9 protein-coding genes and 1 pseudogene are annotated in these 10,212 nt (G+C 71.4%); 7 read left to right on the top strand and 3 right to left on the bottom strand.

The window, feature by feature from the left end; all coding sequences use genetic code 11:
• Positions 1–125 precede the first annotated feature (125 nt).
• Positions 126–1,757 carry a phospho-sugar mutase gene (locus ABZ848_RS35030; protein ID WP_360838461.1) on the top strand — a complete coding sequence of 544 codons (1,632 nt, stop codon included), beginning with the start codon at positions 126–128 and terminating at the stop codon, positions 1,755–1,757.
• 161 nt (positions 1,758–1,918) lie between these two features.
• Positions 1,919–3,133: a hypothetical protein gene (locus ABZ848_RS35025; RefSeq protein ID WP_360838459.1), complete on the top strand. Its 1,215-nt coding sequence runs from the start codon at positions 1,919–1,921 to the stop codon at positions 3,131–3,133.
• Between the two features lie 22 nt (positions 3,134–3,155).
• Here the strand turns inward: ABZ848_RS35025 and ABZ848_RS35020 are convergent, their stop codons facing one another.
• On the bottom strand, positions 3,156–4,826 hold the full coding sequence (locus tag ABZ848_RS35020; RefSeq protein WP_360838458.1) for a hypothetical protein: 1,671 nt from the start codon (positions 4,824–4,826) through the stop codon (positions 3,156–3,158).
• 172 nt (positions 4,827–4,998) lie between these two features.
• Positions 4,999–5,634, bottom strand: coding sequence for a PH domain-containing protein (locus tag ABZ848_RS35015; protein WP_360838456.1), 636 nt, complete (start codon positions 5,632–5,634; stop codon positions 4,999–5,001).
• A gap of 226 nt (positions 5,635–5,860) precedes the next feature.
• Between ABZ848_RS35015 and deoC the strand changes: the two genes are divergently transcribed.
• From deoC to ABZ848_RS34990, 5 genes and pseudogenes are all read left to right on the top strand, one after another.
• Positions 5,861–6,814 carry a deoxyribose-phosphate aldolase gene (deoC, locus tag ABZ848_RS35010; protein WP_360838488.1) on the top strand — a complete coding sequence of 318 codons (954 nt, stop codon included), beginning with the start codon at positions 5,861–5,863 and terminating at the stop codon, positions 6,812–6,814.
• A gap of 6 nt (positions 6,815–6,820) precedes the next feature.
• The gene (locus ABZ848_RS35005; RefSeq protein ID WP_360838455.1) at positions 6,821–8,251 is read left to right on the top strand and encodes an aldehyde dehydrogenase family protein; all 1,431 of its coding nucleotides are present in this window, start codon (positions 6,821–6,823) and stop codon (positions 8,249–8,251) included.
• Positions 8,244–9,149 (top strand): aldehyde dehydrogenase family protein, encoded by a 906-nt coding sequence (locus tag ABZ848_RS35000; RefSeq protein ID WP_360838453.1) that lies wholly within the window; start codon positions 8,244–8,246, stop codon positions 9,147–9,149. Before ABZ848_RS35005 ends, ABZ848_RS35000 begins: the two co-directional genes overlap by 8 nt.
• Before the next feature lie 71 nt (positions 9,150–9,220).
• A pseudogene (locus tag ABZ848_RS34995) lies at positions 9,221–9,476 on the top strand (type II toxin-antitoxin system Phd/YefM family antitoxin).
• Positions 9,473–9,724: a type II toxin-antitoxin system RelE/ParE family toxin gene (locus ABZ848_RS34990; RefSeq protein WP_360838451.1), complete on the top strand. Its 252-nt coding sequence runs from the start codon at positions 9,473–9,475 to the stop codon at positions 9,722–9,724. The pseudogene ABZ848_RS34995 and the gene ABZ848_RS34990 overlap by 4 nt, the downstream one beginning before the upstream one ends.
• 65 nt (positions 9,725–9,789) lie before the next feature.
• On the opposite strand, the gene ABZ848_RS34985 is transcribed toward ABZ848_RS34990, so the two are convergent.
• Complete coding sequence (locus ABZ848_RS34985) at positions 9,790–10,194, bottom strand: hypothetical protein (protein WP_360838449.1); 405 nt, start codon at positions 10,192–10,194, stop codon at positions 9,790–9,792.
• Positions 10,195–10,212 lie beyond the last annotated feature (18 nt).

The raw sequence follows: 10,212 nt of genomic DNA, 5'->3' as shown, positions 1-10,212 counted from the left end.
GAGGACGGACACCCCCGACCCGGCCCCGACCCACAACCAAACCAAAGGCGCTACACAAGCCCCCACCAAACCCGCAGCGGCGCCGCAGGCATCCCACCACGCACCCGAGACCTTGGAGACCGACCGTGCACGACGATCTCATCGCCCGCGCCAGGACCTGGCTCGCCGAGGACCCCGACGCGGAGACCCGCGACGAACTCGCCAAGCTCATCGAGGCCGGCGATGTCACCGAGCTCGCCGACCGCTTCGCCGGCACGCTCCAGTTCGGCACCGCGGGCCTCCGGGGCGAGCTCGGCGCCGGCCCCATGCGCATGAACCGCACCGTCGTGATCCGCGCCGCGGCCGGCCTGGCCGCGTACCTCGACGCCAAGGGCAAGCACGGCGGCCTGGTAGTCATCGGCTACGACGCCCGCCACAAGTCCGCCGACTTCGCCCGCGACACCGCGGCGGTCATGACCGGCGCCGGCCTCCGAGCCGCCGTACTCCCCCGCCCCCTCCCCACCCCGGTCCTGGCGTACGCCATAAGGCACCTCGGCGCAGTGGCCGGCGTGGAGGTCACCGCCAGCCACAACCCGCCCCGCGACAACGGCTACAAGGTCTACCTCGGCGACGGCTCCCAGATCGTGCCCCCCGCGGACGCGGAGATCGCAGCGCACATCGAAGCAATCATCTCCCTCCACGACGTCCCCCGCCCCGACACCGGCTGGGAAACCCTGGACGACACCGTCCTCAACGCCTACCTCACCCGCACGGACGCCGTACTCGCGCCGAACTCCCCCCGCACGGCCCGCACGGTCTACACGGCGATGCACGGAGTGGGCAAGGACGTCCTCCTCGCAGCCTTCGCCCGCGCAGGCTTCCCGCCCCCCACCCTGGTCACCGAACAGGCCGACCCAGACCCGGACTTCCCGACCGTGGCCTTCCCCAACCCGGAAGAGCCCGGCGCCATGGACCTGGCCTTCGCCAAGGCCCGCGAAACCGACCCCGACCTGATCATCGCCAACGACCCCGACGCGGACCGCTGCGCCGTGGCGGTCAAGGCAGGCACCGACTGGCGCATGCTCCGAGGCGACGAGGTGGGCGCCCTGCTCGCCGCCCACCTGGTGACCCGCGGAGCACAGGGCACCTTCGCGGAGTCGATCGTCTCGTCCTCCCTCCTCGGCCGCATCGCAGAGAAGGCGAACCTCCCGTACGAGGAAACCCTCACCGGCTTCAAGTGGATCGCCCGCGTGGAGGGCCTGCGCTACGGCTACGAGGAGGCCCTCGGCTACTGCGTGGACCCGGACGGCGTACGCGACAAGGACGGCATCACGGCGGCGCTCCTGATCACGGAACTGGCGTCCACCCTCAAGTCGGAGGGCCGCACCCTCCTGGACCTCCTGGACGACCTCGCCGTGGAGCACGGCCTGCACGCCACGGACCAACTCTCGGTCCGGGTAGAGGACTTGTCGATCATCTCCCAAGCCATGGACCAACTCCGCGAACACCCGCCCACCCACCTCGCGGGCCTGCAGATCACCAAGGCGGAGGACCTCACCCAGGGCACGGACGAACTCCCGCCCACGGACGGCCTGCGCTACACCCTCGACGGCGCCCGCGTGATCGTCCGCCCGAGCGGCACGGAGCCGAAGCTCAAGTGCTACCTCGAGGTAGTGGTCCCGGTCTCGACACACGCCGACCTCCCAGCGGCCCACTCCACCGCGACGGACCTCCTGACGGCGATCAAACGCGACCTGTCAACGGCGGCGGGCATCTGAACCACACGACGCACGCCCCCGGGTGCCCCGTTGAGCCAAACGCGGGGCACCCCACAGGGTGATTTCCCCAGAGCCGTTGACGCGCGCTCCACGCCCCACCCCCGCCGCCGGGCAACGGTGGACCGGAACCGCACCACCGACCCAGCCCTGGAGCCCCCGCCGTGGCCACGACCGCATCACTAGCGACCACGACCACCCCACCCCCAAGCTCACCGGGCCCAGGCACCACGCTCCCCCACCTTCCTCACCTCCCCCACCTCCGCCGCCGACTCCGCCACGCAACCCCCGCCCTCCTCGCCTACCTCGCCGTACGCGTAACCGGCCTCCTGCTCCTCACCCTCTGGACCCACCACCGCCACCACGGCGTCTGGCCCACCCTGGCGATCCAGTGGGACGCCGACTGGTACCTCGGCATCGCGGACCACGGCTACGCCCACACCCTCGGCACCGCGTACGACGCCAACAACCTGGCGTTCTTCCCGCTCTACCCGTACCTCGTGAAGGCGATCGCGGTCCTCACCCCCGGCACCAGGGCATCCACCGCCCTGGCGATCTCGGTGGTCGCCTCGTTCCTCGCCGCGTGGGGAGTCTTCGCGGTCGGCGACCACCTGCACGGCCGCCGGACAGGCATCCTCCTGACCACCCTCTGGGCAGCACTCCCCGTGAGCCTGGTGCAGTGGATGGCCTACACGGAGTCCCTGTTCACGGCGTTCGCCGCCTGGGCCCTGTACGCCACGCTCACCACCCGCCCCCTGACCGCCGCGACCCTCGCCACCCTGGCCGGCCTCACCCGCCCGACGGGCATCGCGGTGGCCGCGGCCGTCTCGACCTGGGCCCTGCTGACACTCCTCAACCGCCCGACCCCCACCCCCACCCCCACCCGCTTCCTCGCAGCAGCCGCCCTGGCCCCCCTCGGCTGGTGCGCATACGTCGGCTGGGTGGGCCTCCGCCTCCACCGCTGGGACGGCTACTTCGCCGTACAACGCATGTGGCACAACGAGTTGGACGGCGGCGCCGAAACCCTCCGCCGAGTCAAGGAGATCCTCGCCGTCGACCCCCGCCCCCACCTGTTCCTGGTCCTGGTGACGATCACCCTGATCGCCTCCACGGTCCTCTACGCCCTCTCCCTCTGGGACCGCCAGCCCCTCCCCCTCCTCGTCTTCACCGGCGTACTGCTGCTGATCGTCCTGGGCAGCGGCGGCGTCTACTTCCCCCGCGCCCGCTTCCTCCTCCCCGGCTTCCCGCTCCTCCTCCCGCTCGCCCTGCACCTGACCCGCGCCTCCCGCCGCTACCGCACGCTGTTCCTGGCCGCGGCGGTGCTCGGATCGGCGTACTGCAACGCGAACATGACGATGGTGTGGCCGAGCGCGCCCTGATGGTCGGGGTGCGCCCTGACGGTCAGGGTGCGAACAGCAGCAGCGCCGCCCAGACCAGCGCCACCACGACGCCCAGCGGCCACAGCAGCCGCCCGCGCTCCCGCTCGCCGGCGACGCCCAGCGGCCGTAGCGAAGGATCGCGCCACATGGCCTCGATCTCGGCGGCGGCCCGCTCGTAGGGATGGATCTTCCCCAGCTTCCGCTCCAGCCAGGGCCAGCGGAAACCGGAGACCGAGAACTCGTCGAACGACGCCCGACGACTGTCGATCTTCAGCACGTTGCCCTTGCACTCGACGACCCGTATGTGGTCCCAGGCGATGTGCTGGGCGCGCCGGAACCCGTTGAACCACAGCCCCTCGCTGTCGGCGGTGACCCGCCAGGCGATCCAGCGCGGCAGCAACAGCACGGCCACGACACCCATCGCCCCGCCGACGCCGTACCGGAACACGCCGGTCTCGCCCCAGAACGAGAAGTGCACGGCCCACACCACGGCCCCCGCCGCGGTCAGCCAGTCGGGCCACCCGGCCCGCCACCGCAGTACGCCCTTGCCGCCGAGCCGGTACGGATCCCCGGCCACGGCCTGCGCCGCCGACCGGCTCAACTCCCCATACGTCGCTTCGAGCTTCGCCTTCTGCTTCTCCACCCGGAGCCCGAACCGCACCCGCCCGTCCGACACGGGCCGTACGGGCCCGATCGACCGCTGCACGACGGGCGGCTCACCCGGCTCCTCGGCGGCGCTGACGATCAGCACCTCGGCGCCGTCGTAGGGGGCGCCGTAGAGGACCGCCTCACGCAGAGGCCCGGGCTCGTCGTCCTCGCCGCCGGGGTCGTCGAAGGCGTCGTCGGGGGCGTCGGAGGCGTCGTCAGGGCCATCAGGGTCGTCGTCCAGCTCCGTCACGGCGACCGTGAACAGCGGCCGCAGCGCCCCCAGGTCGTCGACCGCGAACACCTCCGTGTCCACGGAGCGCCCCTCCCGCACCAGCACCTTCAGCACCGGCGCGGGCGCCGACCGCAGCGCGGCGGCTCTACGGCGCCCGAGGACCCCGGAGAGCGACATGGTGAGGCCCACCCCGGCGAGGAAGACACCCGCAACCGCCCCCGCGCGCCGGTCGTCCGCGGCGGCGGCCAGCGGCGCGAGCGCGACCAGCACGGCCCCGGCCACAAGGATCACCAGCCCGAGCCAGATGAACAGCTTCCCGCGCCGCAGCGGGCGCTTCGCGTCCGGGAGTACGGCCGTGACGCCGCCGGCCGCCGCGAGCGCCGCGTCCCGCTGCCGCGTACGGGCCCGCAGCCGCAGGTGGGCCGCCCAGGCGAAGACCCCTGCCATCAGCACGCCGGCGGGCTCCAGCAGCCGGGCCGGGTCCGGCGGCAGCCAGACGACGAGGACGATCTGGAGCACGGCGGTGATCCGTACGACCTCGGGTCGAACCAGCAGCCACAGCAGTTGCAGGGCGAGGACCGCGGCGACGACGGGGGCCGCCGTGCCGCCGACGGCCAGTCCGCAGCCGCCGAGGAGGGCGAGGGTGACGAGCGCGAGGAGGAGGCGCCGGGGTATCCGCACCGGGACCCAGCGGGGTGCGAGCGCGCGCGTCCAGCGGAGCGTCTGCGTGCTGTCCCAGGGCAGACAGCCTTCGGGCAGCGCGGAGGCGGGCAGCCGCGAGGGCCGCCGGGGAGTCGTACTCGTCGTACTCATGGATTCCCAGCCGGTCGGGACCACAGAGGTGGCAGCGGTCCTCGGTTCCGTCCGGGTGGGGGCGGCCGTCGTGGCCGAGGGGTGACGTGGCGCTGAGCATGCCGAAAGAACCTGTGAAGTTCCAGGTCGGGGCGGGGAGGGGGGAGTGCCGGTGCCGGGGAGGCGGTGGCCGTCAGCCGACGGCGAACAGGATCGCCAGCAGTACGGCACCCGCGAGCGCCGGGCCCGCGACCTCGTACGCCCAGCGGACGGTGATCTCGCCCTGGGCGCTCTCCTTCTCGCCCCGGGCCTCCAGGAGCTCGCGCAGGTCGTCCATGGCGCGGTCGGACTCGGCGCGGTCGGCGCCCTCGGGGAAGTGCCGGGTGCCTGGGGTGCCGAAGCCGCCGATGCCGGGGCGTACCTGGCCGCTCGCCTGCGCGGCCCTGCGGGTGGCGCGGCGGGCGGCCTTCTTGCGGGCGCGGAGGGAGACCGGGAGGGCCCAGAGCTGGTACTTGGTGCCGGACTTGGTGACGGCCTCGTTCGAGTACGCCGAGCGCAGGGTGGCGATCTCGGCCCAGGGGAGGACGATCACGCGGAAGGGGTTGCGGATGCGGAGGCGGTCGTCGTTCGTGTAGACGGCGGGGCGGATCGTGAAGGCGACGATCAGGGGGACGGCGAGGATGAGGCCGGCGAGGGCGAACCACGGGGTTCGGCCGTGGCCGGTGACGATCGCGTCGATGCCGAGCCAGGCGGCGATGGCCAGCAGTACGGCTCCGCCGATGATGCCGGCACTGGAGCGGTAGGTGCGGTCGCTTTGCTGGGTCGTCATGCTGCGATTCTGTCGTAGAGGTTCGCCCCATCGCCTATGGGGATCTCTGAGTGCGCGAGTGCGAGTCGTGTGTGGCTGGTCGCGCCCACGCGGCGGAGCCGCAAATTGATACAGCCCCGCGCCCCTGGGTGGGCCAGCTCCCCTGCGTCTAGTAGAGCCGCTGAATTCCATCGCGCCCTCCGGGCTGTACAGCCGCTACGCGCGTAGATATGCTCGTCTGGTGACCATGCCCACCACTGCACCCCACGCACTTGCTGACGTCACCGCGTCCGGCAGCACGCTGCGCCGTTTCCTTCACGGGCTGCCCGGCGTCGACGCGGTCGGACTGGAGGCGCGTGCCGCCTCGCTCGGCACCCGTTCCATCAAGACCACCGCGAAGGCGTACGCCATCGACCTCGCCATCTCGATGGTCGACCTGACGACGCTGGAAGGCGCGGACACCCCGGGCAAGGTCCGGGCGCTCGGCGCCAAGGCGGTCCGCCCCGACCCGACCGACCGTACGACCCCGGCGACCGCGGCCGTCTGTGTCTACCCGGACATGGTGGCCACCGCCAAGGAGGCCGTCGCCGGGTCGACCGTGAAGGTCGCCTCCGTCGCCACCGCCTTCCCGGCGGGCCGCGCCGCCCTGTCCGTGAAGCTGGCCGACGTGCGGGACGCCGTCGCCGCGGGCGCCGACGAGATCGACATGGTCATCGACCGCGGGGCCTTCCTCGCGGGGAACTATCTGAAGGTGTACGACGAGATCACCGCCGTGAAGGAGGCCTGCGGGGCGTCGGCCCGGCTCAAGGTCATCTTCGAGACCGGCGAGCTGTCGACGTACGACAACATCCGGCGGGCCAGCTGGCTCGGCATGCTGGCGGGCGCCGACTTCATCAAGACGTCCACCGGCAAGGTGGCGGTGAACGCGACCCCCGCGAACACCCTGCTGATGCTGGAGGCGGTGCGCGACTTCCGGGCCCAGACCGGGGTACAGGTGGGCGTGAAGCCCGCCGGCGGCATCAGGACGTCCAAGGACGCGATCAAGTTTCTGGTTCTGGTCAACGAGACCGCGGGCGAGGACTGGCTGGACAACCACTGGTTCCGCTTCGGCGCCTCCTCGCTTCTGAACGATCTGCTGATGCAGCGTCAGAAGCTGGCCACCGGCCGCTACTCCGGCCCCGACTACGTGACGGTGGACTGATCGATCATGGTTTTTGAGTACGCACCCGCACCCGAGTCCCGTTCCGTCGTCGACATCGCCCCCTCCTACGGCCTGTTCATCGACGGCGAGTTCACTGAGGCGGCGGACGGCAAGGTCTTCAAGACGGTCTCCCCCGCCACCGAAGAGGTTCTCTCCGAGATCGCCCAGGCCGGCGCCGAGGACGTCGACCGCGCGGTGAAGGCCGCCCGCAAGGCCTTCGAGAAGTGGTCCGCGCTGCCGGGCTCCGAGCGCGCCAAGTACCTGTTCCGCATCGCCCGGATCATCCAGGAGCGCTCGCGTGAGCTGGCGGTCCTGGAGACCCTGGACAACGGCAAGCCCATCAAGGAGACGAGGGACGCCGACCTGCCCCTCGTAGCCGCGCACTTCTTCTACTACGCGGGCTGGGCCGACAAGCTGGAGCACGCCGGCTTCGGCGCGAACCCGCGGCCCCTCGGTGTGGCCGGCCAGGTCATCCCCTGGAACTTCCCGCTCCTGATGCTGGCCTGGAAGATCGCCCCGGCGCTGGCGACGGGCAACACGGTCGTCCTGAAGCCCGCCGAGACGACCCCCCTCTCGGCCCTCTTCTTCGCGGACATCTGCCGCCAGGCGGGCCTGCCCAAGGGTGTCGTCAACATCCTTGCCGGTTACGGCGACACGGGCGCCGCGCTCGTCGCGCACCCGGATGTCGACAAGGTGGCCTTCACCGGCTCCACGGCCGTCGGCAAGGAGATCGCGAAGACGGTCGCGGGCACCCGCAAGAAGCTCACCCTCGAACTGGGCGGCAAGGGCGCCAACATCGTCTTCGACGACGCCCCGATCGACCAGGCGGTGGAGGGGATCGTCAGCGGGATCTTCTTCAACCAGGGCCAGGTCTGCTGCGCGGGCAGCCGGCTCCTCGTCCAGGAGTCGATCCAGGACGAGCTGCTGGACTCCCTCAAGCGCAGGCTCTCCACGCTCCGGCTCGGCGACCCGCTGGACAAGAACACGGACATCGGGGCGATCAACTCCGAGGAGCAGCTGGCCCGGATCACCTCGCTGGTCGAGCGGGGCGAGGCGGAGGGCGCCGAGCGCTGGTCGCCGGCCTGCGAACTCCCGTCCTCCGGCTACTGGTTCGCCCCGACGCTGTTCACGAACGTCACCCAGGCGCACACCATCGCGCGGGACGAGATCTTCGGCCCGGTGCTTTCGGTGCTGACCTTCCGCACGCCGGACGAGGCGGTGGCGAAGGCCAACAACACGCAGTACGGCCTGTCGGCGGGCATCTGGACCGAGAAGGGGTCGAGGATCCTGGCCGTCGCGAACAAGCTCCGCGCGGGCGTCGTCTGGTCCAACACGTTCAACAAGTTCGACCCGACCTCGCCCTTCGGCGGCTACAAGGAGTCGGGCTTCGGCCGCGAGGGCGGCCGCCACGGCCTGGAGGCGTACCTCGATGTCTGAGAAGACCGAAAAGACCGACCGGCTGTCGGTCTTCAAGACCTACAAGCTGTACGTCGGCGGGAAGTTCCCGCGTTCCGAGAGCGGCCGGGTGTACGAGGTGACGGACTCCAAGGGCAACTGGCTGGCCAACGCTCCGCAGTCCAGCCGCAAGGACGCCCGGGACGCGGTCGTCGCCGCGCGCAAGGCGTTCGGCGGCTGGGCGGGCGCCACGGCGTACAACCGCGGCCAGGTCCTCTACCGCGTCGCGGAGATGCTGGAGGGCCGCCGGGACCAGTTCGCGCGCGAGGTCGCGGACGCGGAGGGCCTCGGCAGGTCCAAGGCGGCCGCGGTCGTGGACGCGACGATCGACCGCTGGGTCTGGTACGCGGGCTGGACCGACAAGATCGCCCAGGTGGTCGGCGGCGGAAACCCGGTGGCGGGCCCGTACTTCAACCTCTCCTCCCCCGAACCGACGGGCGTGGTCACGATCGTCGCCCCCCAGGAGTCGTCGTTCCTGGGCCTGGTCTCGGTGCTCGCCCCGGTGATCGCGACCGGCAACACGGCCATCGTGATCGCGAGCGAGAAGTCCCCGCTGCAGGCACTGTCGTTGGGCGAGGTGCTCGCCACGTCCGACGTGCCGGGCGGTGTGGTCAACGTCCTCTCCGGCCGTACGGCGGAGATCGCGACGCCGCTCGCCGCGCACCAGGACGTCAACGCGATCGACCTCGCGGGCGCGGACGACGTACTGGCGAAGGAACTGGAGATCGCGGCGGCCGACAACCTGAAGCGAGTCCTCCGTCCACAGCCTGTGGACGACTGGTCGGCAACCCCCGGCATCGACCGCATGACGGCATTCCTGGAGACGAAGACGGTCTGGCACCCGACGGGGTCACTGGGCGCGTCGGGCTCGTCATACTGAGCCCTCAAAACCGAGCCGCGCTTCCCCTCCGTCCGGGGGAGGCGCGGCTCTCTTTGTGCCACCATCCCAGCATGGTCGAGATCCCCATCAGCGCCGCCCGTTCCCAACTCGGCGACCTGGTCCGCCGCGCTGCCCATGGTCGCGAGACCATCGCCCTCACCGACCACGGACACGTGGCCGCCCTTCTCGTGTCGCCGCAGGTGATAGAGGACCTCGAAGACGCCCTGGCGGTGGCGGACTACAAGCCCCCGCAAGGCCGAGGGGACTCTCGGACCCGGTATCCCGATGGCAGAGGTTCGACGGAGGCTGGGGCTCGAACAGCAGTGAGCCACGAGATCGTCTTCGAGCCGCACGCCCTCGACTCTGCCGCCCGTTTCCTGGAAGAGGATCCGAACGGCTTCACCCTGGCCCTCGGAGCCATCGGCGAACTGGCCGATGATCCTCGCCCGGTCGGGTCGACCCCGTACATGTCACCCGATGTCCGCCGCCTCCGTGTCGCCGGCCACCGCGCCCTGTACGTCATCGGCGAGGACATGATCCGCATCAGGATCACCCACCTCGGCCGCACCACCTGACCGAAACCCGAGAGCCGCGCTTCCCATCCGTCGCGGGAAGGCGCGGCTCTCTCCTGCGCGTGCCGTCAGTGGTTGAGCAGGGTCGCGGCCTGGCCGAGGACCGGGATCGCGCCGATCGACTGGGCCTGGGCGACCGGGCCGGTCAGGGCCTGGGAGGCGAGGGGCTGGAAGTCGGCCAGCTGGGTGGCGACGCCGTTGTCGAGGGGGTCGACGCCCGTGCCGGCGAGGGGGTTGGGCTTGAGGCCGGCGACCGGGCCGGTGACGTAGCCGACGGTGCCGGTGAGGGCCTGGAGGCCGGACTGAGGGTCGATCTTCCCGAGGGAGGTGGGGCGGGTCCGCAGCACGTCCACGACGGGCTCGGTGTCCGCGGAGGCCGTCGCGGCACCCGCGCCGAGCGCCACGCCTGCCGTCGCGAGGGCGACCAGGGCGCGCTGGGCGGTCGGGGTCGAGGGAGACGAGTGTCGTGCCATTGCTGGTGCCACCTTCTA

It is taken from the genome of Streptomyces sp. NPDC047081 (genome assembly GCF_040643775.1).
Taxonomy (GTDB): domain Bacteria; phylum Actinomycetota; class Actinomycetes; order Streptomycetales; family Streptomycetaceae; genus Streptomyces.
This window is presented reverse-complemented; position numbering and strand designations above follow the sequence as displayed.

Coding starts and splice junctions, on each gene's coding strand:
- ABZ848_RS35020 (WP_360838458.1), bottom strand. CDS start 4,826: ATGAGTACGACGAGTACGACTCCCCGGCGGCCCTCGCGGCTGCCCGCC.
- ABZ848_RS35015 (WP_360838456.1), bottom strand. CDS start 5,634: ATGACGACCCAGCAAAGCGACCGCACCTACCGCTCCAGTGCCGGCATC.
- deoC (WP_360838488.1), top strand. CDS start 5,861: ATGCCCACCACTGCACCCCACGCACTTGCTGACGTCACCGCGTCCGGC.
- ABZ848_RS35005 (WP_360838455.1), top strand. CDS start 6,821: ATGGTTTTTGAGTACGCACCCGCACCCGAGTCCCGTTCCGTCGTCGAC.
- ABZ848_RS35000 (WP_360838453.1), top strand. CDS start 8,244: ATGTCTGAGAAGACCGAAAAGACCGACCGGCTGTCGGTCTTCAAGACC.
- ABZ848_RS34985 (WP_360838449.1), bottom strand. CDS start 10,194: ATGGCACGACACTCGTCTCCCTCGACCCCGACCGCCCAGCGCGCCCTG.